Source organism: Companilactobacillus insicii, assembly GCF_003946015.1.
GTDB classification, from domain to species: domain Bacteria; phylum Bacillota; class Bacilli; order Lactobacillales; family Lactobacillaceae; genus Companilactobacillus; species Companilactobacillus insicii.
Map to the genome: position 1 here is coordinate 42,625 of NZ_RHNU01000008.1, position 24,237 is coordinate 66,861.

General features: G+C 32.3%; 22 protein-coding genes. 20 read left to right on the forward strand and 2 right to left on the reverse strand.

The genetic code is table 11. The features are described from left to right. Positions 1 to 45 precede the first annotated feature (45 nt). The 17 genes from EKM79_RS03915 (at position 46) to EKM79_RS03990 (ending at position 18,475) form a co-directional block, all read left to right on the forward strand. Positions 46 to 843 carry a hypothetical protein gene (locus EKM79_RS03915; protein WP_125566090.1) on the forward strand — a complete coding sequence of 266 codons (798 nt, stop codon included), beginning with the start codon at positions 46 to 48 and terminating at the stop codon, positions 841 to 843. Between the two features lie 219 nt (positions 844 to 1,062). Next, the gene (locus EKM79_RS03920) at positions 1,063 to 1,860 is read left to right on the forward strand and encodes a hypothetical protein (protein ID WP_125566092.1); all 798 of its coding nucleotides are present in this window, start codon (positions 1,063 to 1,065) and stop codon (positions 1,858 to 1,860) included. 247 nt (positions 1,861 to 2,107) lie between these two features. After that, positions 2,108 to 3,811, forward strand: a complete 1,704-nt coding sequence (locus tag EKM79_RS03925) for a hypothetical protein (protein ID WP_125566094.1) — start codon at positions 2,108 to 2,110, stop codon at positions 3,809 to 3,811. Positions 3,812 to 3,919: 108 nt separating this feature from the next. Further along, positions 3,920 to 4,507, forward strand: a complete 588-nt coding sequence (locus tag EKM79_RS03930; protein ID WP_125566096.1) for a recombinase family protein — start codon at positions 3,920 to 3,922, stop codon at positions 4,505 to 4,507. 66 nt (positions 4,508 to 4,573) lie between these two features. Then, positions 4,574 to 5,104 carry a hypothetical protein gene (locus EKM79_RS03935; protein ID WP_125566097.1) on the forward strand — a complete coding sequence of 177 codons (531 nt, stop codon included), beginning with the start codon at positions 4,574 to 4,576 and terminating at the stop codon, positions 5,102 to 5,104. Positions 5,105 to 5,201: 97 nt separating this feature from the next. Further along, on the forward strand, positions 5,202 to 5,477 hold the full coding sequence (locus tag EKM79_RS03940; protein ID WP_125566099.1) for a hypothetical protein: 276 nt from the start codon (positions 5,202 to 5,204) through the stop codon (positions 5,475 to 5,477). Positions 5,478 to 5,829: 352 nt separating this feature from the next. After that, positions 5,830 to 6,432: a recombinase family protein gene (locus EKM79_RS03945; protein WP_211331266.1), complete on the forward strand. Its 603-nt coding sequence runs from the start codon at positions 5,830 to 5,832 to the stop codon at positions 6,430 to 6,432. A gap of 271 nt (positions 6,433 to 6,703) precedes the next feature. Continuing rightward, positions 6,704 to 9,742: a MucBP domain-containing protein gene (locus tag EKM79_RS03950; protein ID WP_125566103.1), complete on the forward strand. Its 3,039-nt coding sequence runs from the start codon at positions 6,704 to 6,706 to the stop codon at positions 9,740 to 9,742. Positions 9,743 to 10,107: 365 nt separating this feature from the next. After that, on the forward strand, positions 10,108 to 10,539 hold the full coding sequence (locus EKM79_RS03955) for a hypothetical protein (RefSeq protein WP_125566105.1): 432 nt from the start codon (positions 10,108 to 10,110) through the stop codon (positions 10,537 to 10,539). After that, positions 10,508 to 11,413, forward strand: coding sequence for a hypothetical protein (locus EKM79_RS03960; protein ID WP_125566107.1), 906 nt, complete (start codon positions 10,508 to 10,510; stop codon positions 11,411 to 11,413). Before EKM79_RS03955 ends, EKM79_RS03960 begins: the two co-directional genes overlap by 32 nt. A 36-nt stretch (positions 11,414 to 11,449) precedes the next feature. Then, a complete protein-coding gene (locus EKM79_RS12190) occupies positions 11,450 to 11,626 on the forward strand; it encodes a hypothetical protein (RefSeq protein WP_164505996.1) in 177 nt (58 codons plus the stop codon). A 27-nt stretch (positions 11,627 to 11,653) separates the two neighbouring features. Further along, positions 11,654 to 11,965, forward strand: coding sequence for a CAP domain-containing protein (locus EKM79_RS03965; protein ID WP_125566110.1), 312 nt, complete (start codon positions 11,654 to 11,656; stop codon positions 11,963 to 11,965). A gap of 824 nt (positions 11,966 to 12,789) precedes the next feature. Further along, positions 12,790 to 13,341 (forward strand): PBECR4 domain-containing protein, encoded by a 552-nt coding sequence (locus EKM79_RS03970; protein ID WP_125566112.1) that lies wholly within the window; start codon positions 12,790 to 12,792, stop codon positions 13,339 to 13,341. Between the two features lie 993 nt (positions 13,342 to 14,334). Beyond that, a complete protein-coding gene (locus EKM79_RS03975; RefSeq protein ID WP_125566114.1) occupies positions 14,335 to 15,114 on the forward strand; it encodes a DNA-methyltransferase in 780 nt (259 codons plus the stop codon). After that, on the forward strand, positions 15,104 to 16,453 hold the full coding sequence (locus tag EKM79_RS03980) for a hypothetical protein (protein ID WP_125566116.1): 1,350 nt from the start codon (positions 15,104 to 15,106) through the stop codon (positions 16,451 to 16,453). Before EKM79_RS03975 ends, EKM79_RS03980 begins: the two co-directional genes overlap by 11 nt. Positions 16,454 to 16,724: 271 nt before the next feature. Then, positions 16,725 to 17,132 (forward strand): hypothetical protein, encoded by a 408-nt coding sequence (locus EKM79_RS03985; RefSeq protein ID WP_125566118.1) that lies wholly within the window; start codon positions 16,725 to 16,727, stop codon positions 17,130 to 17,132. A gap of 830 nt (positions 17,133 to 17,962) precedes the next feature. Then, entirely contained in the window at positions 17,963 to 18,475 is a 513-nt protein-coding gene (locus EKM79_RS03990; protein ID WP_125566120.1) for a hypothetical protein, read from the forward strand. A gap of 28 nt (positions 18,476 to 18,503) precedes the next feature. Here the strand turns inward: EKM79_RS03990 and EKM79_RS03995 are convergent, their stop codons facing one another. Together EKM79_RS03995 and EKM79_RS12195 are read right to left on the reverse strand one after the other, a co-directional pair. Next, positions 18,504 to 19,253 carry a LytR/AlgR family response regulator transcription factor gene (locus EKM79_RS03995; protein ID WP_125566122.1) on the reverse strand — a complete coding sequence of 250 codons (750 nt, stop codon included), beginning with the start codon at positions 19,251 to 19,253 and terminating at the stop codon, positions 18,504 to 18,506. Positions 19,254 to 19,256: 3 nt separating this feature from the next. Then, positions 19,257 to 19,919, reverse strand: coding sequence for a GHKL domain-containing protein (locus EKM79_RS12195; RefSeq protein WP_211331267.1), 663 nt, complete (start codon positions 19,917 to 19,919; stop codon positions 19,257 to 19,259). An 850-nt stretch (positions 19,920 to 20,769) separates the two neighbouring features. Here EKM79_RS12195 and EKM79_RS04005 point away from each other — a divergent pair. The 3 genes from EKM79_RS04005 (at position 20,770) to rbsK (ending at position 24,169) form a co-directional block, all read left to right on the forward strand. Next, entirely contained in the window at positions 20,770 to 21,603 is an 834-nt protein-coding gene (locus EKM79_RS04005) for a helix-turn-helix domain-containing protein (RefSeq protein WP_125566125.1), read from the forward strand. Positions 21,604 to 21,900: 297 nt separating this feature from the next. After that, positions 21,901 to 22,407 carry an SLAP domain-containing protein gene (locus EKM79_RS04010; RefSeq protein WP_125566127.1) on the forward strand — a complete coding sequence of 169 codons (507 nt, stop codon included), beginning with the start codon at positions 21,901 to 21,903 and terminating at the stop codon, positions 22,405 to 22,407. Positions 22,408 to 23,257: 850 nt separating this feature from the next. Continuing rightward, a complete protein-coding gene (gene rbsK / locus EKM79_RS04015) occupies positions 23,258 to 24,169 on the forward strand; it encodes a ribokinase (RefSeq protein ID WP_125566129.1) in 912 nt (303 codons plus the stop codon). Positions 24,170 to 24,237 lie beyond the last annotated feature (68 nt).

The following is a 24,237-nucleotide window of genomic DNA, read 5'->3' on the forward strand; positions in this document are numbered from 1 at the left end:
ATATAATTTTCTTAACGTTTATGCTACTTAAGAGGTAATTAACTAATGACAGAACTTGATGATATACAAGAGCAAATTCTCTTAGAAAATGGTCTAGTCAATGCAAAAAAAGTCGATAAAAAATACTTTGATTATGTTAGGTCAGACAATAATTTTGACCTTTTTAATGCTGGATATTATGATTGCGAACAACTTTTAAATTATCTAAGTAAAAAACAATTGGATGATTATTTGTTTGTTTCAAATGGATTTTATGCATTTGTTTTATTTGATATAGACTCGTTAACTCTCATTCAATTAGTTTATATTAAAGATGATTTCAAGGTAATTGATTCATATATAAAGCAATTTAACGACAGAATGATTAAACAAATGAATCCGCTACAAGTTGTTAATACTACCGACAAAGCGTATAAAATAATGATTTTAAGGTTGTTACTCATTAGTAATAAAGTTGAAGATGAAGGCAAGAGAAAAGTCGCTCTTTCAGCGTATCAACATTCTGAATACCATTTTGCTGACTTTGATTTTAAAAAACTATTCTTAGAGACAAAGAATAATGCTGAAGATTTGAATAAACTTCATTCTAAAGAGTTGGGTTCAATAATTAAAATTTGGAGGGGGGTAAGTAGCAAGTCATCGAATTTAGAAGATGCTTTGGGCTGGACCCTAAGTAAGGATATAGCTTTAAAATTTGCCAAGAGATTTAACACAGATGATGGAAATGACCATTTATATTCCTCATTTGTAGATGGTAAAGATGTTTTAGCTTATATAGATGCTGAAGAAGAGATTTTAGTTGATTACAATGATTTAACTTCGATTGAAGAAGAGGATATCTGATAAAATAACGATTTAGGAAGACTGTTAATTCAGTCTTCTTTTTTTTGCTTACTGAAACAAGAAACTTGTTGAAACCTTGTTATAGACGTGTACGTAAGGTGTTAGCAATTTGTTTCTATCAACTTAATAATCTTCAGGTTGAGATTCAAAATCGTAGATAACTAGTGAAACAAATAGCCGAACCCCCTTACAAAAAACATTTAAGAGGAGGTTGGTACTATGAGAAAGTATCAATATGGTAAAGATGTACATAGGGCAGTTTCAAGTGATGAGATTGTGAAGCTATTAATTCAAACGGGAGGAATGACTGTAAAATCAATTACCGATATTTTAGCTGTAAATGCTAATAATAAAACTAGGTCACTAGTTAAAAGTAGTTTAGTAAGTTCTTCTTATTTGACTGGTATTACTGCTGGAAGAGCACCAAGAGTTTTTTATAAAAAGGGTTCTACATTAGATATTGATAGAATTATGAACGGAATGACTATAGGTTATGTTATGTGGTATTTAAGACAGCGTGGACTATTTACAACTAGTATTGATATCGATAAAGATTTCTCGTTATCAACATACCTAGCCTATAAAATTAATGAAGATAGGCATTTACTTCTAAGGGTCAAGATTATTCTTTTTGATAATAACGTTAAGAGTAGAGTTGAAGATGCAATTAAACATAATTTTTGTCCAGTGGTAGTTACAAACTTTAATGAACGTGAGTATTGTTACGATATGTTGTCAGATGTTTTAAAAAACAACAGGATTTTATCAATTGTTATTAAACAAAGACAAAACGCAAAATATCTATCCAGTTATTTAGTCTCAGGTAAGGGTGCACTGTCACTTGAAGATGAAGATGTTGATAAATTTGTGGGTGCGTTGAAAAAACTCAAGTCCATAAATGACGAGGAAATTTATGAAGATATTCTGGCGGAATATAAAAAATCTAAGTTGTTGAAAGAGCAACATTTATCCTCACTATACCCAACAAAGGTAGGTGATAGTGATGCAGGGATTTAATACTAAATATTATCTATATAAAATTGCTCATAGATTAGTTGTGGATAGCGCTATTACGTACTTTAGCCTAAAAAGAAGGCTATCTAATTTTAAAAATAATAGGAGAATCAGTAACCTCACACTGCTGATAATTACTGGTGTTACTTTAGTTGTTGAACTTTATTTATGGCATAAATTAAAGATTCTTAGTTTAATTATCCAATTGGTTTTATTGCCAATAGTTTTAAAATTTTTTAACTATAAATGGGTGGAAGAGACGGCTGAATATATTAATAGGTTAGATACATCTGATAATGAATTAAACGTATTTTATTTATTAAGTCAGGTATTCTCTACAATCAGCGATATTGAAATAAGAAGACACGTCATTTTTAAAGATGAGGAAACATATATTAATCAAATTTATGGTGGTTGTATGGTATTGAATTTGGGCTTTTATAATTACAATGTTTTATCTATCATTAGTGACTTTGATGAGGTATATTGTAAAGCAAACTATGTGATACCAAAATTAGATTCTAAGTTCATTTACATCGATTTAGACTATCTGATTAATGTTGATGAAGATTCATATATCAAACTGTTGATTGATAATAACCTAGGCAATGATTGGGAAAATATTAAGAACTATAAAAGCACTAAGAGATTAGAAGAACTTATGAAAGAAGACGATGAATACAACCAAGAAATAATGAATATTGTGAGAAGTAAAAAGGCTGTAGAAATCATCAAATTCATAGATAAAAAAGGTATTGAATACGGATTAAGCATCTGGAACTTAAATAAGAACAGTATTATCGAAACTGATAATGCACTTATGATTCGCTGTATTTTGAATGAAGATACTACTATAAATAACGTTAAGACCAATTTACCAAGTATAAGTAAGAGGGTTAGGGTTGAAACTACTGTAGAAGAACTTAGTGATAAAGGGTCCTTAAATTTAGTATTTCAGCTAAAAAACAATTATTCGGGTAGAAAGTTGACCACTCAAAGTGTCATCAACAATGCTACTAAGAATGAACTGGATATAGGAAATGGCGATATGGGTGAGGTAATACTAAAGTTACCAAAAAATGATTTCCCAGCGACTCTCGTCGGAGGGCTATCTAGGTCAGGTAAAAGTACATTAGCTACTATGATGATAACTTCGATTCTAAGCATGAAAAATGATAATGGAAGTTTAATGTATAATGATGTATTTATTGGAACTGTGAAGGATGAAGACTATTCAGCTTTACGTTGGGACAAAGCTGGAATGTATATTTCGGGTACACCTCTTGAAGTTTATAAAATGTTAACAAAGGTAGATGAAATTTGTACTGGGCGTAAAAATCAGTTTATTAAAAATGGTGTGATTAATATCAAACAGTTTAATGAGGTTAATAAAGACCATCAACTAAGCAAAATGTTAATAGTAGTGGACGAATATGCTAATCTTTTGAGCCGTGCTGATTCAGAATACATTGATATTGATGATAAGAAGGTCAAACTCAAAAATGAAATTGAGAGACTGTGTGTGAAAATAGCCCAAGAACACATAAGCAGAGGTGCTACATTAATGATTATCACCCAAAATTTTGCAAAAAACGCATTAGGAAAGGTTTACGATGCACTTGGAACAAAATTTATAGGATATGCACCTGCAAATGTTTCAAATAGTATCGACAACACACAAGAATTGGCAAATGCCATGAAGAATGAAGAACAAACTAGACAGGGACTGTTCTTTATTAATGCACCAGATTTAAAACCAGCTAATAATGTTTTGATTCATAAGATGAATAATGGGTTTTACAAAATTAGAACAAATTTCTTAGATACACAGGATGTTAAGAAGAATTTCAAGAACAAATATGATACTGCTGCTAAGTATAAAGACGATAAGTTACCGCCTGATGATAATGGAGGTAACGGATTAAACATAGTTACAGATTTGGAGGACATTTAATAAGTGTATAGAAACTTAAAAGTTAATATACAGGCATTTGAAGAGCCTGTTTATGCAGAGTTAAGGTGGTTAGAAACTTAGTGTAATAAGTATTAGAGGTGATTTGAATTGAAGTGGGCATATTGTAGAGTCAGTACTTTTGAGCAAGATTTAAATGTTCAAGTAAATTGGGCTGAATCAAAAGGTGTTGATAATGAACACATTTTTGCGGAAAAACAGTCAGGTAAATCTAAAGATAAAAGAGCTAAGTTAACAGAATTGATAAATAAAGTTAATAAAGATGATGTTATATATATTTATAAGTTGGATAGATTAGCAAGAAATACTCAAGATAGCCTTACTATTATGCAACAAATGAGGGATAGGCATGTTGTCTTGGAGTTTGGAGACCTAGGTCGTGTTGAAGACAATGATATTGGACATTTAGTTTTTACCGTTTTTTCAGCAATAGCAGAAATGGAACGCTCAAGAATCGTTGAAAGGACTCAGGCTGGAAAAAAATATCAGAAAGAACATAATCCTTTTTTTAAAGATGGACGTCCTCAAAAGCTTTCTGAATATCAAATTGAACAATTGATATTGCGTAAGAAAACAGAGTCTGTATCAGACTTAGCCAAAAGTTACAGCATAAGCAGGAAAACGGTGTATCGATATTTATCTTTGTATAATCATGAAGAAATTATTGAAGACAAGTAAGAACAGAGGTACAACACACACAACTAATATATTAGAAACTTAAAAATTATAGGGAGTGTGCTAAGTATGAAGACATCAGCTACATCGATACTAATTGAACGTATACCGAAAATCTTGAGTAGGAAGACAAGTGAGCATGGTCTTACTTTTGATGAGTTATGGTTTCAACTTGAAAGGGATAAGGTTGCATCAAAGTACCTGCGGAATGATAAGAACGAGAAAAGGCTTGGTCTTCTGCAAGGGATTTCTACTCGTGTTAAGAATGGTAGAATTTCAGGAATAACTATTATAGACACGGAAAGTGGTAAAAAATGGTTTGCTGTAGATGATAAATTATTTGTTAAAATGACTGAGTTCAAGCGCCATTTAGATGTACTTTCTTCATTAAAATTTGTTGATGAAGATAACAAAGATAATGCTAAGTTGACTGACCTAGACAATAAAATCGGCGTTAAGATAGGCGAACTTCATAAATTGTCAGATGAGGTCATTAAGCTAATGAAACAGCAGGCGGTTAATCAAAGGAAAGAAAATCACGCTACTGCTGATAAAGTTGAAAATACTAAAGATAGCAATAATATCAAGGGTGATGCTTAATTAGCATCATCTTTTTTTGTCGCTGATAATATCGACTAGTGAAACGCTACGAAAGACGGTAAGTTATCAATATAAATTGATAAGTGAGGTTATATTGATGGTGAATTTACGTGTTTTGTACATAGTAACGGACAGTTTTTTTAAAGAGTATTATTTGAAAGATATCAAAGTGGATGAGGCAGACACGATATCTGAATACAACTATGAAGACTGCAAGATTGAACAGACTTTAACTGAGGTAAAGTCTAGGTTATTATTTAAATCTGATTGGAGAATAAAGGCTGTTGAGGGTGAGATTGAATCTTTGTATGCTAAAGAGTTTGATGTAGATAAGGTTATTCATGTCTCGAAAAAAGCTGAAGAAATGATTTAAATCTGAATCAAGTATAGTTATATCAAAGCGAAGACACGTCTTGAAGAAAGCTCAAGACGTGTCTTTTTGATTTGTTTAAAAAAGTTTTGCAAATTGATAATGATTGTCACATTACATTACAAAATGACGTTATCATATTTTTGTTGAATCAATCAGTTAAAGCTAAAAGGCAATCATTAAAGCAGAAAGTCTATGTCATCAACATGATGACAGGCAGTTATATATATATCACATGAAACAATATGAATACTGACATTTAATCAATAACAATATAATAAACATTTTATGTATAGGAAGGGTGTTATTGATGAATGTAGTAGATAGTAGCAACAAGAAAATTTCAATTGGTTATGTGAGGGTATCGACTATTGAGGACAGGCAAAAACTTGGTTATGAAGCTCAAGGTAGAATACTTAAAGATAATAAAGTAGATACGATATATTCTGAAAAGATGAGCGGTCGTAAAGATGATAGACCAGAGTTCAAGAAGGCAATAAGACAATGTAAGAAGAAAGCTAAGGAAGGTTATGAGGTGACCTTTGTTGTAGTTAAGTTGGACAGAGTTTCAAGAAAGATGTCTTCATTGTTAAATATTTTGGAAGACTTAAAATCTAATAACATAGCTTTCAAATCGGTAACGGAGAATATTGATACAAGCAGTCCAACCGGTATACTTATGATGCAACTTTTAGCGATGTTCAGTGAGTTCGAAGTAAATACTTTAAGGACACGTACTAAAGAAGCTTTAAGACAGGCGAAGTTGGATGGCAAAACTTTAGGTCGACCATTTTTAGATGAAAAAATTCAAGATAAGGTTGAACGCTATTACAGAAACCCTGATTTGACTGTGAAACAGGTTGCTTTAAAGTGCGATGTTTCAGAGAGGACGGTGTACAGAATTGCTAAAAGAAGGAAATTATCTCGAACATTCGAGAAAGGGACTTCATTTGTCTAAGCAGTTGATTTATACTTAATTCATGAAATAAATTGTATTACATGCCTTAAACGAACGATTAAGGCAGTGTCTAAATATAAAAAAATAACTTACCTTAAGAGTTGATATTACTGACTTTACATCAGTTTTATCAACTCTTTTTTTGTATGTCCGTGACGTTCGTTTAAGTCATATTACGGTTATTCAAAAAAATAGGAGGATTGTAGATTTAAAGAGAATTAATTTAAATTGTTCAAATTAATTTACAAACATAAAGGGGTTAGAAGAAGAGATGGATTTTAAAAAGAAGCGCCTAAATAAAGCACTTGAGGACAAGGTATACAAGGTTAAGTTAGTACATTCAAAGAAAGGTTGGTTAACCGTAGGTTTAACATTCGTTACATTATTCAGTGCAACTGCATTAGCTCAAAAGACTGTTGATGCATCAGCTGTAAACAATGTAGCTACTGCTAATTCGACTACAAGTAGTTCAGTTCAACTTTGGAATAGTGTTACTAAAGACAGTATTCATAAGGCTAACAGAGGTCTACAAAATGGGACTGATTGGAAGACTGCCAAAGCAGTAAAGGGTGTGGATGGAGAAACATACCTTTTAGTAGGTGGTAATGAATACGCTAACGCTAAGGAAATGGATTTGGCTGATGAGACTTCAAAACAAAGTTTGACAGGTGTTGTTCATGTTGGAAATGTTCAATACGCACAATTGTATTCAGACCCATTATCTGGAGCAAAATTAATCACGAATAGAGCACTTTCTGGTAACTCTGATTGGAAGACTGATACTAAGGTCGTCGTAAATGGCATTACATATTATCGTGTTTCAACTAACGAATGGGTTAAGGGTTCAAATGCTAACTTAACATTAGAAAATAGCCGTTCAGAAAAAACTTATATTAAGAATGCACCCGATGAAGAAACAACAACTACTACACCAGACACGGACACAAATAATGGTGGCAGTGGTTCAAATAGCGGTAATTCGGGCAGTCACAATGGTGGCGGTTCAACCACAACTGATAACGCTACAATTACAATCCATTACGTAGATTCAGATGGTAAAACAATTTCAGCTGACTCAACTCCTAAGGCTAAAGTTGGTTCAGAATATGATGCTTACGCAAAAGAAATTGACGGTTATACGGTAGGAACTTTACATCAAACAATTAAAGTTAATAAGGGTAATAATGAAATTACTTTCACATACTTAACAGATGAACAAGCCGTGGACTACCGTATTATAACCATTTTGTATAATGATGATAAAGGCGTGGGTGTCCATGGCTTTGAGACAGTTCGTGCTAAAATCGGAGAGCCATACACTGTAAAGGCTTTAGATATTAACGGATATACCATCAAAGGTGACGCATCTCAAACAATTAACGTCAGTGGTACAGAAAACAATGTTGTTACATTTACATATACAGAAAATATCACTAAGAAGGATGTAACTGTAAACTATGTAAATGAAAAAGGTACTCCAATTACAACTGCCAAGGTTCTACCAGGACAAGAGATTGGCTCAACTGTAAGTGAAGATGCACCTGAGATTACTGGCTTTACATTGGATGATGATAAAACTAAGTCAGTTACAGTTACTAAAGATGGTGATAACTCAATCACATTCAAATATAAGACTAATGACACTACACCCGTGACTGACAAAGCTGATGTAACTGTAAATTATGTGGATGAAGCTGGTCAAACAATTAAAGCATCTAAGACACTAACCGACCAAAAAGTCGGCTCAACTGTAAGTGAAGATGCACCTGAAATTGATGATTTCACATTGAATGATGATAAAACTAAGTCAGTAACAGTAGACAAGGATAGTGCTAATAATGTAATTACATTTACATACAAAGCTAAAGACACTACACCAGCAGAAGACACTGCAAATGTAACTGTTCATTATCAAGATGAGTCTGGTAAAACTCTACACGCTGATTCAACAACAAGTGAAAAGGTGGGTTCTACTAAAACTATAACTGCTGAGAAAATTGAGGGCTACACTGTAAAAGGCGAGTCAGCTAAAGATGTAACTGTAGATAAAGCTGGTAATGAAGTAACATTTACCTACACAAAGAACGCTGACCCAGAAGTTACTAAGTCAGAAATCACTGTAAACTATGTAGATGAAGATGGTAAGGTACTGGACTCTACTAAAGAAAGCATTGAAAATGGTACATCATATACTGCTAAGGCTAAAGAACTTGATGGTTACACCCTAAAAGGTTCTGATACTCAAACAATTGATTCTGTAAGTGGAAACAAAGTTCTAACATTCACCTACACAAAGAACGCTGAACCAGTCCAACAATCAACCATCACTACTAAGTATGTAGACGAATCTGGTAAAGATATCGCCACTGCCAAGTCAGAAAAGGTTGATAACGGTACAGCCTACAAAGCTGAAGCTGTTAAAGTTAGTGATTACACTCTAAAGGGTGCTGACACTCAAACAATTGATTCTGTAAGTGGTGACAAAGTCTTAACATTCACATATACAACAGACGCCCCACAAGCTACAGTAGATACATCAGCTGTTGCAAGTAAGGTAATTGAACTAGTAAATGCATATCGTCAACAAAACGGTTTAAAAGCCCTAAACGTAGACAGCAACTTATCTGCAGGTTCAGTATCCCGTGCTACTACTGTATCTAAGGTAGTAAACGCATCTGGTAATATTGACGATTCCAGCCATGATGGCTTTGCAGATGAACCACATCTACAACAATACGGTTCAACTAACATGGCTGAAAACTTAGCTGTAACCAACGGAGCGGACGTAGATACCATTGCTCAAAACGCTATGAACCAATGGAAGAATTCACCTGACCATAATAGAGCCTTACTAGATAGTTCACTGACTGACATTGGTGTAAGTGTAGTCCAATTAGACAACGGTCAATTCTTACTACTTCAAGACTTTGGTGGTAATGCTCAAAACGGAGTAGATTGGAATGCAGACCAATTTAATACTACAACAGCCGACCAATTTGGATTGACAGCTGAAGATATCGCAAATCAAGCACCACAAAATGATATTACTTTAACAGGTAACTATTATGTATCAGACCATATCTTCAAGACAAAAGGTGATTACGACTCATTCATTGCATCATCATTTGATAATCCAGACCCACTAGAAGGAAGTATCTGGGATTCTGTAGGTGGTAGCAACGGTATTAATGGTTCATTCCAAGTATATGACAAGCAAGGAAACGCAGTTGGTTGGGGCTTGTTCTCAAACAACATGGACGAACCAATCGATTCATACACATCACAAGGTATCAGTACGTGGATTAAATAGTAACTCTAGGTAATTATTAGCAGGGAAGACTTGATAAACGTCAAGTCTTTTCTTATGTATTTTAAGTGTTATAGATTATAAACATCGGATATAATTTTGAGCCTACACTTATTGAGAAACAACGTATTATACTTGTTTTAGATTGTAAACTTTGGATTATATGAAGTAACTGATGATGTAAGTTTCAACGTACTATAACTAACATAGACCAACAAAGGTGTCTATCCATAAGGGTAGGCACTTTTTGTATGGGGTGAAATAGTTTAAGGAGTGAAATTGTCCTATGAAGACTGTATCTAGTGATTTATGGGTGTGATAAACTATACATATAGGGTATTAATTAAATATATGTAAGGTTTAGGGAAATGGAAGATAAGAAACAGAGCTACAAAGGACATAAATTAGTTTTGATATCTTATATAAGTAATTGGTGGCATCAAATACGTTGGAGAATTTTTTGGGTATCACTATCATTTATAGGATTAGTTTCATTACTTTTATGGGTATCTTTTGGGCATAGCATTGCGATATTTGCAAATGAAACTGTAAGTAAATGGGTCAGTTCAATCGCTCTAATTATTGCTATATTGTGGTTATTGATAAGTGATAGCCATTTGTATAAAAAGTATGTTATGGATATGCCTTTTATAGCTGATAGAGAGAATAATATCTTTAAGTATCATGGCACATCTAGAAATATAGGGTATGGGTTAGCGGTAGTTTCTTTTTTATGGGGAATATTTTCAATGTATTTTCCGAATAAAGATGGGAATATTTTCAATGTATTTTCCGAATAAAGATGGGAAAATTCTTACTGTTTATTTTAATGGTTTGATTGCAATTTCGATGTTAATTATTGCAGGATTATTCATGTATATAGATTATCAGGGTACACAATTAATGAATGTAAGTAGTATGGTTGAAGATGATTCCAAGAAATTATTTGGAAGTTACAATCAAATTTCAGAGTATGAAATAAATAAGCAATATTCCATGGTATTCAAATCATTTTGTAGATATGAACCAAATATTATAGGTGTTCATTCTTATGATTATTCTTTCAGTACAAGTAGAGATATGAAAAATTTAGTTGTTAATTTGAAATATGTAAATGGCTACATTGACCCAAATAAAGATGTAAATGCTATAATACAATCCCAATATATTTTGAATAAAAAGGTTTTAAGGACATTTAAAAGAAGTTTTCATGCAGGTCGGTATCACAATAATTTAGTTGAAGTAATGATTACCTGTTTAGGAAGTGTGTCTAAGGATATTATTAAAGGGTTAAATGAACCTATTGGAAAAGATGATATTGTATTATTTGGTAGTATTTTTGATTATTTACAGAGAAATTTAATTGGTAATATAGATAAACTTAGAGGGTTAATTGATTTGTTTCCGTATAGTAAAAAGCGGATAAATATTCTAAAGGCGATAGTATTGGCAGAATTCCTCGATGATTCTACAGTTGGTATTACTGAGTATAAGGGAGATGCCAATGATAAATTAAATAGAAGTTACTGTATAAAAATAGCGACTACTAAAGAGGGGAAACATAGATTATTTTTGATAATAATTGAAGGAACTGTAGATTATAAGATAATAACTCAAAAATTTCATAAGTTATTAAGTTCAGAAGATTTAAATATTGAAAAAGAAGCAGTTTGATAATATAGTATAGACATGTGGAGAGGAGTGAGTTTCATGACGGAAGAAGTAAGAATTAATAACTTGATGGATTCAGTCAAGGAAAGTATACTTGAAAATTTTAAGATTGCTAAGATTACTCCCAAGTCTGCTGAAAGTATAAAAAGATACTCCATTTTGGATGATAATTTTAGAGCATTACCTAATGAAAAAAAGAAGTGGGTAGTACGTTAATAACAGTAAGTAGAGAGTTGGAAAACAATTCAGCTCTTTTTATTTTGTTGGTATTTAGTTGTAAGTAATAGAGCAGATGTTGATACCATTGCTGACACTGCATTCAACCAATGGAAGAACCATGACGAACATAACAAGAATATGTTAGGTAACAACTTCTCAGCAACTGGTCTAAGTGTAGTAGAATTAGCCAACGGTCAATTCTTCGCCTTACAAGACTTTGCAGGTAAGGGTAGTGCTGATATTGAATGGAATGCAGACCAATACAATTCAGCTTTAGCCAGTGATGTAGGCTTAACAACATCTGACATTGAGGCTCGATTAAAGGTAACACCATGAGTCACTCTAAGTGGTAACTACTTTGTATCAGACCACATTTTCAAATCAAAAGCTGATGCAACTAACTTTATCTATGGACAAATTGACCCACAATATGTAGATGGTGAGAATCCACATTTTGTAAATACAATTTGGGCTAATGGAGTTTTACCAAAGTCAGCGTTAGTATATGATAAGCAAGGTAAAGCTGTAGGATACGCATTATATGCAACTGATATGGATGAACCTATCCAAAGTTACATTGACCAAGGCTTGAATACTTGGATTAACTAGTAACTCTAAGTAATTAAGTAACAAGAGGACTGGATAAACATTCAGTCCTTTTTCTATAAGATGTATCTTAAGTTATGAAGATTGTAAACTTTGGTGCAGATGATTCAGTGAAGTAATATTAGTATCAACGTACTTTAATTAACATAGACCAAGGGGTGTCTATCCATAAGGGTAGGCACTTTTTGTATGTAGTGAAATAGCTTATATAGAATATATTTTATAAATTATAGATTATAAAATATAGATTATATTCTATAAGATTCTTGAAGTTTACCCCCCCCCTCTGTATAATGTACTTGTAAACAAGATGTGGCAGACATCTATAAAACCAGACATAAATGTAGGACATACGGGCCTATCGGTCGCTGGGACCACAATTAAACCAGACATAAATGTACGACGTACGGGCGTATCGGTCGCTGGGACCACAACTAAATCTGCTAAAAGAGCCGTCAGTTTAATTACTGACAGCTCTTTTTTATTTTGTTTTATTTTATATAGTGTATAGTTGTTAGTTAAGGAATTACATTCAGTACGAAAGGAATTATTGCATGAGACGACGTAAAGATGACGGTATGCACGATGCAACCACATCTGATATTGAAATGCTAAATAGGTATAAAGGTAACCTTGTTAAGGCTTGTGATATTTATGACAGAAATTTTTTAAATAAGCGGGTTACCTATGTTACTAAAAACAAGACAATCTCTTTGGTTTGTAAGAAGACTAATTTTATGCATTTATGTGGGTTAGATTATTATAATAGGGACACAAGTCGATTTTATTATGATTGTAAAAAGAATAAATTGAACTTCAAGGAACATCATGTAAAAATAAAAAATGATGGTAATACTCCTAGAAAATTACAAGTTATTGGATGTCTAGGTGATTTGCTAATCCAGGGAAAAGTTAGATTAGTCGGTAATACCATAAGTTACTTTAGTGATTATAATTATGTATTAAGGTCTCATTCCGCAATAATTGGTTTAGGGTGTTCCTGGGGAAAGAATAATTATTATCCTAAATCCGTATTAAACCTAAAGTTTGAGCAATTTGATTCTGGAGAAGAGATACTTGATATTCTTGTTGAGGATTTAGCTTAATGTTCTTATTCATAACTTAAAAGATGATATTCGAACTAACTCGAAGAACCTACCTGACGATGTTTTGAATCATGATTAGGTGTAATTATATTCAGCAAAGACAAGACTTCACACAACTTCGAAGATTGCTGAAGACGATGCTCATTACGAATCCAACTTTATCTATATTCAATTTATTAGTATTAATCTGTCAACTAAAATTATTTTAGGAAATTGATAATAACTCTCAATAATCCATTTCAAAATCAGCTATTATATAAGAGTCAAAAGGTTGCTGTTAGTCAAAAAGCAAACAGTTAAAGCAAAGTAGTGTATCAAGTAGAGGTATGACACGTTAGGTAGACGATGATTAAGCAAGAAGACAAGATATGCATGACAAGAGTTGCTTACTTTAAGTAGGTGACTCTTATTTGTTAACAGTGAAGACAGAAAGAGTGAATGCTGCATGACTGAAATGCTGATTACCTTAGGTTGGTAATTGTCTTCATTAACATGAGTACGATACCTTAAATCATAACTATCTGAAGGAGGCTCAAGACTGCTATAACAAGCATTTCAAACTTCATCATGTGTAATTATATTCAGGATATTGAAGAGCTTGAATAAGCTCGAAGAACCCTCATTACGGTTTTCATATCACTAATGAAGACCACAGCATCAATATCTAAGTAAATTAGCATGATTTATTAACTTGAAAAAAGTTTTTGAAAATTGATAATAAATGTCAAAAAATCATTACGAATATTGTTAATATATAAGAGTCAAAAGGTTGCTGTTAGTCAAAAAGTTAACAGTCAAAGCCAAAGTAGTATATTCAACAAGTCAATGTATGATGGTCACTAAGATGAATTAGAAGACAAGAGGTCACTTACTTCAAGTAGTAGGTGACCTTTTTTATATGAGTAAGTTATGAAGACCATGAAAATGTACACCCTTGCGGACAAAATTGTTTTGATATAATTATGATAAATACGATAAAGAGAGTGTGTAATTATGTCTTCAATTCCATCTGATTTAATAGATAACATTCAACATATGAAATATGAGCAATTGCTTACTAAGTTAGAAGACTGTTCGATTGATGTTCTATTAACTGACCCACCATACAACATCAATATCTTAGGCGTTGACTGGGATAAGGGATTTGACCTTGAGAGCTGGCTAAACTCTGTGTTGCCTAAGATAAAGCAGGATGGTCTTGTAATGATATTCAACACTGAGTCTAATGTAAGGAGAGTTATTAAACCTTTTGTAGAAAATTTTCATGATAAAGACCACAATTTTACAGTAGTTGATATCATTGATTGGGGTAAGACCAACCCTCGTGAAAACATTGATACAGTGCGTCAATTTGAGTTTCTATTGATTGCATATAACAACTATAACACCAGTAAAAGCGATAGATATTACTTAGGTGATTTTGACCCATCTTTTAATAATGAAGAGTGGCAAACAGCCAGTGAATTGAAGATGTTTGCGTTAGATAAAGTACCTGTTGAAGACAAGCAGGGTAAAAAGAATAAGCACCCAGACCCTAAACCAGTCCGACTTATTAACGAATTGATTAGAAAATATACAAGACTTGATGACATTATCTTGGATACATTTTCAGGAAGTGCATCGATTGAGGTGTCTTCTTATTATATGTCCCGCCATTTTATAGCATGTGAAATGGAAGAAAAGTACATAAAAGTAGCACTTAAAAGGCTAGAGCGTGTTAAGAAGACTGTGCCAAGAAGCTTGTTTCTAGGTGGTGATGACGATGAAATTTAAGTATGAAGACATCATTACTACTGATGAATACGATGAAGAGTTCTTCCAAAAAATTTCAGATTTATTTATTGATGAAGACAAGACTTCTAAGTGTAAGACGGCTGTTAAAGCTCTTCATAAGTATGAATTACATCAAGTATTAAATGATAAAGAATCAGCAATAATAGAGCTCTTAAACTCTCATATCAGGTTGAATATATATGAGTTTTTTGAGAATGAATATTATGACGATGCAGAATTATTTAAAAATCTAGGTGTAGCAGCACTAGGTTTGAATGAATATGGCTGTGAAGACATGCAGAATGAGCTGTTAGTTTTAATAAGTATCAATCTAGAAGACTTCAGTAACTTAGATAAGAAGACATTAAATAAGCTAAAACGTGAAGTTAAGAAGATAACTGATAACCTTGCTAAGTCGCATGAAGAGGTTAATATGATTAATGTATTGCGTGTTTTTAAGCAATATTTAGACGCACTTAAGGTGAAGTTAGCTGACGATATTGTTGACCAATATGCCATTTATAAGGGTTGGAAGATGATAGCTTTATTAAGAAAAGAAGAGTCTTTTTATCGTCGTAAAGCATTGCTAAATCGTAAAGTAGATTTCAATACAAATCACAAGATTGCAAGACTAAAGTCTTCAGATAATGATATAGATAAGTTAATATTCTATGACTCGTTACTTGAAGACCTTAAGAAATATGAGCAATTTATTGTTCAATCGTACGTGAATAAGACATTTTCAAATTATGAAGACCTTACTTTAAGTTACTATAAGATAGTTCTGACTACTATGTCGTTAAAAGACAATGTTCAAGTAATTGATAAATATAAGTCTCTTATCAAGAATGGTTACTTTAACAGCGATAATGAAGAGTTATTACGTGAGGCAGTGTCTTATGTTGATAAGAATCGTGTTAATTTAAAGTTGATGACCTTAAATAAAATAGTGAAGACACTACATATTACTAAGGCAAGAGCGGAAGCGTACGATTTAGAGATGTTATATTTCTATACTTTAACCCAAGGCACTAAATCTAGAGTTAAGTTTACAGACAAGCTGGAAACATTGTCAGAACACAAAGAAAGATTGAAAAATGAGGCTATATCTAAGGGGCAAGAGGTAAAGAAATACCGTGATAAAGGTTTAAATTATCAAGAAATTTCTAAAAAAATTCATTTATCTAGGGCAAAAGTGTCTGAAAAATATAAGTCTTATATCTTAAATGAATATGAGATTAATAAAGATAATTTGAAGACAGATGAAGAGCTTAATGAGTTTGCTAAGGCTATGCATGAGACTCGTAAAAAGATTGATAAATTAATAGGTGATAATTAAGTTACTTACGATTTTTGGCATGTTTCTTCATATAATAGGTATCATTTCTAATTGTTGTACGTGAAGACTTCCCAAATATGCTCTGACAAGTGTTTGATTTCTATTTAGGTGTAATTATATTCAACCATGACTTGTGTGTCGAAGATGTACGAAGAAATGTCGAACAATATCTTATATAATTACTTTGCGAAGATGATAACGATTATGACAAATGACTTTAACTTGACGTTATACTTTCAAAGACAAATTAAGTAAATGTGAGGTAAAACATATGTCAGAATTTAAAAATAAAGCTACTTTAAGTAGTAATGAAGTATTAAATAGGGTAATTGAACTATTGAAGAGTGAAGGCAGAGGTATGAGTACCAAAGAATTGTTTATTGAGCTAAATAACAATGATGAGGACAACTTCATAACCGTAGGTCAATTGTTGAACATTCAGACCAAAGCTAAATTAGGCAAAGTAGACGATTTAAGCGTAGTAAAAGACAGCAAAGGTCATTTTAAACTTTGTTCATCAAATAAAGTTGATAACTTGAATAGTATTATTAACCGTCAGTTTGATGTTATCATTGAAAATCTTAGGTTGCTAAAAGGTCAGTTAAGTATTGAAGACATGGCAAGCATTGTTGATACAATGAATAAAAAGATGGACGAGGTTGCGGATGCATTCAGGTAATTAACTAATATAAGTTATTAATATGAGAAGAGCACTTATTGAATCAACTAGACTGGTAGGTCGGTGTTGAAGACAATAAGTGCTCTTTTTGATTGTTAAAATATTGTTGTACTTATTGTCAATATATTGCTCTTTAAGAATAGTAATTCGGTGTTGAAGACAACGAGCTATCTTTCTAAATTAATAAGATGCTGTTGTTCATAGTTCCCTTTTTCAATTTGTACACCCTCGCGGACAAAAAATATCACTTAACTTTTGGCTAAAACAGAGTTATAAAAAGCCCTGTAACAGTAAGTATAAACGCCTCGAATATCTAATGATGATAGCAATGATGACTATTACTACGATATTTTTGATGACAAATGATGACAAGCGTTTGAGAACGCTGAACAACATTGAACAATTCTGACTGTGTTTGATAATTCGAGATGTCAATGATGATAGCAATGATGACTTTTTAGCATGAATTAGGTTCGAATAAGCAGAAATAGAGAGTGTGAAAGCCTGATATAATAACATTCCAATCTGCTTTTTGTTTTGTTTTCTCCGTGGAAGTTCGAATCTTCTTACCCGCATAAATGCAAAAATAGAAATGCTTAATAGCATTTCTATTTTTTTTGCGTCAAAAAGTAAAGATATTTAACTGGACCGTCTTAGATAGATTTGTCAAAACTCAATAATAAGTTGATTTATATCGATTTTTTAATTACAAATCGTACAATAATTATAATTTTAAAAATAAAATTTAATTTATTGTATGCAAAAGTTTTGTATTTTGATATAAAGGCGAATAAACTCTGCTGTAATCTAAGATAAAGGAAGACGAAAAAATGAAAAAGAAAACTATTATTGGGCTGATAGTATCTTTGTTTCTTTTGGGATTTTCTTCAATGCATTACAGCACAGTTAAAGCTGAATCAGTAACTCAAGCTGGTTATTATGCGGAAGTAACAGCCGATCCCGCTAGTTTATATAGTTCAACTGGCAGCAATTTAGAAGAGTCTTTACCTTATAGAAGTACTTGGAAGATAGGTAAGATCTTAGATGAGACTGATGGGACAGAATTATTTCGTGTAGGCTCAGATGAATATTTAAGCTCAAGAGAAAGCTTTTTGTACCAAAAACGTCCTGAGGTAATCGAAGTTTCCGATTCAAGTGGTGAGGTACCCGTATTCGATTATAATTTGAAGGAGAGTTCAGAAGTCGCTCTGAAATCCAATACTTACTGGTATTCTGACACTGTTATTTACAGTTCATCTGGCATGCCTTTCGCCAGAGTTGCAACGAATGAATATGTTCCGTTTTATGAAGTAACTTCAGAAAGCTTTACGCAAGTATTTTAAGAACAAAAAAATGACACAGTAGTTTATTCTACTGTGCCATTTGGCGTTTAAGTCCAGGTAATTTTCTACGGGATACCTCACAGCTTGAGCCATCGTTGAAGTAAATCATTTTATTCAATGAATCTATCGAATGGATATTATCAAGATTTACTAGGATACTCTTGTGCGCACGGTACAAATTGGAAAATTCTTCCTCGATGGAATTTAAGTTGCCACGGAATTCGGTTATTTCAGTTAAACTGTGGAGAAATACTTTGTGAGAACTCGATGAAGTTTCCAGATAATTAATATCTTTGACGTCGATGGTGTAGTCTCTTGAGCCCAAACTATAATGAAACATCTTTTTACGCTGAGATTTCAGCTCGTGTAGCCTTTGGAATGTAAGATCCAAATCTTTGTACAGTGATTCATTCATAGATTTGATTCCGTCTTCTTTTTTGATGTAGTCGAGAGGTTCGATTTTTCGCTTAAATGTTAAATAGGCCAATTCTTCATGCGTCGTAATAAAAACAATTTTTGCGGTAGCATCATTCCTACGGATTTCCTCAGCTAAGTCAATACCCTTGGTTTGTGAATCGGCAAATTCAATATCGATTAGGTAGAACATATCATTGTTATCACTACGATATTTAATATAGTTTTCAAATTCAGTAGGATTTCCAGTAGAAATGACAATACGCATTTCGTGTTCTGGATGATCCTTCATGTAATTTTTAAAAATTAATCGATATACATCAATTAATTCCAGGTTATCTTCACATATAGCAACGTTTAACAAAATCTAATTCTCCTTTTCAATCGTTAAAATGACGGTAAATTCATCATTTTCAAACTTGGTATGTAAAAAGAAATTTGGCTTTTTATCTACTAGTTCTTGAACATTGGCTAGGCCAATACCATTGTGATTCTCTTTGGTGGAAAAACCGTTCATAAAAATTTTATTTAGATCGATTTTTGTATTGGGTGAGGTGTTATTGACAATTATATATTCAGTAGCATTTTCAACATTTATCAACGCAAACCTTATAGTTGGATCTGAGTTTTTTTGACAAGCCTCAATAGCGTTGTCGAAGAGGATGCCAAGTATTCTCGTGATAGATACTGAATCATTTCTAGAAATACTTAAATCAGTATCTATTTCAGTGGTTGTAGTAATATTCAAATTATTAGCTGTAATAATCTTACTAATAATGATTCCTCTGACTAATTCATCTTTTATTTTGAATAAACGAGGGTTATTCAATTTTGAGATGTCATTAGTATTTATAGTTGAATCGTGTAATAAATCTTTGATTTTTTCTCGAGCATTTGTATCGTCGTCGTTGTTTAATAAAACGGACAGCGATAGTAGAAGATTTTTGTAATCATGTTTAAACTTGCGCATGTCATTGAAATTATCTTCGAGTTCTTTAATATACAAACTATTTTCTTTGATTTTTTCCAATTCCCGTATGGCACGTTTCTGTTTGAGGTACCCAGCAATATAGTACAAAGTTCCGAGAAAAATGAAAATAAATATGATTACGGTTAAAATGACGTTTATGCGTATATATGCTAGTTGAATTTTTAAAATTCTAGAAATTGTCGTGAAACTGAGAAACCCAATAAATAAAATCAACATCGCTGAAGTTAAGACAGTGATGATAATGGGATCATTGAAATTAATAAATTTTCTCCATCGATTCACAATAAAAATACCAAGATACAGGAAGCTTAATGAGAGTACGTAGGTAAGAATTACACTGCATAGTAAGATTAAGATCATTTGGCTGTGAATATCGAATAGTTTACTCGGAATTACCCAAGCCAAACTTTGCGAGAACGCGACTATAAATATACTAGTTAGTAAAAAAAGTATTTTATTAATGAGTTTTAACTTATAATGGCGAAATAAGAAGAAATACGAAATAATAAGCAGTAAAATGCTCATATTATCATGATATAGGTCTATAAAGCTAAATGTGATACTGGCCACAATGGCTAGTATCACATTTGACTTTATACGTATTTGTGGGATTATAATAAAAACTAATATGAAAAAAAGTAAATTAGTTATAAAATCAATACTTTGATAAGCTATATTGTTTAAATAAATCATTACGTGTTATTCTCTACTTACTTATAAATAAAAGGTTTAAAAAAAAATCAAAAATTAACCTCAAGGTAAATCATTTCATGTACTTGAATATTAACATAATATAGGTAGTAAAAAACTTAATAAGCATAAAAGGACTATTTAATATCCTGTGTGGTATTATAAGTAATAATGTATCCCAACAATAGGAGTGAGAAGAATGTTTCTAGGATCAGTTATCTATGACAAAAGAAGAAGTATGCATCTGACACAAACGGAACTGGCTGCAGATATTTGTACTCAAAATACTATAAGTAAGATCGAAAAACATAATATTTCTCCAACAGTGAATATCCTTACTAAATTATGTTTAAAATTGGAATTAAGCTTGAATGATGTTTTTAGTGATTTTTCAAGTAATTCTACATCTGAAGAAGAAAGTATCCTTGATGCATTAGAGAGGGATCTGTTATTAGATAATACCAATGAAATATCAGAAAAATTATCTATGCTTCATAGCAAAATGAGTGATGGAGATTTGAAGCAAGTTAACCTGATTAAGGGTGCGCTTGAGTATGAAAATGACGACTACGATAACTCATTATTTACTTTAGATAAAGTGTTACAGTTAACAAAATCAGATGTTTATGATGTTTATACTTTGTTGACGTATTTATTTAAGGGTATGAATTATATGAAACAAGGTCATAAGGATCGCGCACAATATTATTTTGAAATGATTGAAGATGCGACTAAAGAAAACCTTCAAATTGCAAATGCTAATGAGATTGAGCTGATTTATATTTGTAAGTCATTGGCAAATGCGTATATCAAGTTAAATATTCCAGAAAAATCATGGGAATTTTGCTTAAAAGGAATTAATTTAGCAAAGGAAAAACATACGACCTATTTTTTGGACTTCTTATATTACTACGCTGCAGAATCTATCGAAAAAGATGAAGATAAAAAGCAAGAATACCGTGAATTAAGAGATTCAGCTTATTATTTTGCAAAGTTTATAAATGATCAAAAATTACTAGATAAAATGGTTTAAACATGCTATGAACAAAAAAGAACAATAAATTGAGTTAAATTACTCAGTTTATTGTTCTTTTTTACTTTTTATGCAAATTATTAAAAAAATTATAGCAGTAAATAGACCATATGTATTGAAATTGTTTAGTAAATTTTGTACTATAAGGTTAACAATAGTATTGGACGAAATGCCAATCGATCAATTTTATTGTGTGTGTATGTGTAATTAGTTCTATGCCAGTAGAACTTTTTGTGTGCTTTAATTTGTGTGTTATTTTTATCGAATTCAAAAATCTATTTATACGAGGAAATTATTATGAAAAAAAATGCGATTGCTTTATTAGCTATGGCTTTATTAAGTACCGGCGCAGCTGTTGCACCCACAACTACAACTCAAGCAAAGAGTGTAAGTTCAAGTTACAAAGTACAAGTTGATTCTAATTCAGCTAATTTGTACAATGCTTCAGGTGAGGAAACAAATTCAACTTTACCTGCAAACAGTACATGGTCATTGAGCAATATTAGAACTATCGATGGTAAAGATTACTATCAAGTATCAGCAAATGATTATTTAAGTTCAAACGATAGTTTTTTGTACAAAAAACGCCCTGAAACAATAAAAGTAGCCGAAGATCACGAAGTCTCCGTCTACGATCATAATTTCAAGGAAAATAGTAATATTAAACTTGCTGCTGGTACTAAATGGTATTCAGACACAGCCATCTATACTCAAGCAGGTATTCCATTTGTTCGTGTAGCACCAGATATGTATGTATCTATGGTTGATGTTATTCAACAATCTGTTACTTCATCAGTAAATTAAAACTTTTGTATTGTGTGTGAATCTTCACAGTGCCAGCTGCGAAGATTCTTTTTAGTTCTTTTGCTTTAGTTCTATGCCAGTAGAACTTAATGCATTTTTTAATTGTGTGTTTATCTATACGAGGTATCTATCTTTAATACAGTTATTATAATACTATCAATTCGTCGTGATTTTGATTCATATTTTGTAAGACAGTTTTTCCTAAAGTGGGTCAAAATTAAAATTAGCCATTTTAAAGGCTAAATACGTGAAGATAATTCTAATAAAATGGTGCTTCATTAATTAAATATCATACGGAATGCAGCTTTGATAAATTTGATTGAATCTATCAGAATTCATTGACTAAAAACAGGTTGTCTGAATTTATGATAGTAAAGAAGATGCAACTTAGTTCAAGTGATGTCGTGATAAAATTTTCGACCTAACTGGAGGATTCAAGAATTACAGGCGGGTGATTTTTGAATCTGTTGAAACGTTAGAGTTAAGTTTTTATACGATAATAATAATGTGACAAGTAATAGTTAGAACCTTGATTTATTTTTAACATAGAATAATAAATTGATAGTATATGAAAAAGGACCAATTCCGGCGGTGGAATTGGTCCTTTTTGCTAGAGGCAGATATCTAAATACGGAATACAGCAAGCTGCTTGATTGGGGTAGCAACTTGCTACGACAAAAGTATAACACAACTTATATGCCTGAAAAGTATAAATTTTATCGCATATCCGCCATGGTATTGTATGAATAAATGAGATAATTGCAAATACTTACATGTCTGCAGTAATAAATTAATTATTTTGATTATGATAAAATATTAATACTATTAATTACAAAAAGGTGAATAACTTATGAAGAAAATTGTTGTATTGGGTTCTATTAATGTCGATACAATTTTGAATATTGCTAGATTACCATTGCCAGGAGAAACAATGGCCATGCACGATCAGTCTATTGCCGGCGGCGGAAAAGGTGCAAATCAAGCTATAGCTGCCGTGAGAGCCGGAGCTCAAACCTCATTTATTGCTAAGGTTGGTAAAGACCATGCAGCTGATTTTATGATAGATACTTTCAAGCATGATCAACTGGATATAAAGCATGTAACAGAAGATGAGAATTCTGGAACTGGTAAAGCCTATATATTGTTGGATGATAATGGTCAAAATAGTATTTTGATTTATGGTGGTGCAAATCAGACTATTACAATAGAAGATATCCACAATGCTGAGGAAACAATTAAAGAGGCAGATTGTGTAATTACTGAATTTGAAACACCTGTTGCGGCTACTATTGAGCTGTTTAAGATTGCCAAGAAAAATAGTGTGATGACAATTTTAAATCCTGCGCCAGCCAAAAAAGACTTGCCAGATGAATTGCTTAAATTGACTGATATTATCATTCCTAATGAAACTGAAGCCGAATCTATTACTGGTATTAAGGTTACGGATGAAAATTCGATGCGAAGGGCCGCTAATGTTTTGCATGATTCGGGCGTAGACACCGTTTTGATCACAGTGGGGGATAAAGGTTCCTTTTATTCACTTAGAACAGGTGTTGAAGGATTTGTCAAGGCTTTTAAGGTCAATGCCATTGACACGACAGCAGCTGGTGACACATTCATTGGCTATTTAGCAGCTAATTTGGATAGTGATTTAAAAAATATAGAAAGCGCTATGAATATTGCTAGTAAGGCATCTTCTATAACTGTTCAAGAACAAGGGGCACAGAATTCTATACCTTATGAAAAACAAGTAAATTTGTAAAAAAATATAGTAAATTATTTATGCGGAATCCCTTGAACGGTTTGAAATGATTCCGGATACATGTTAAT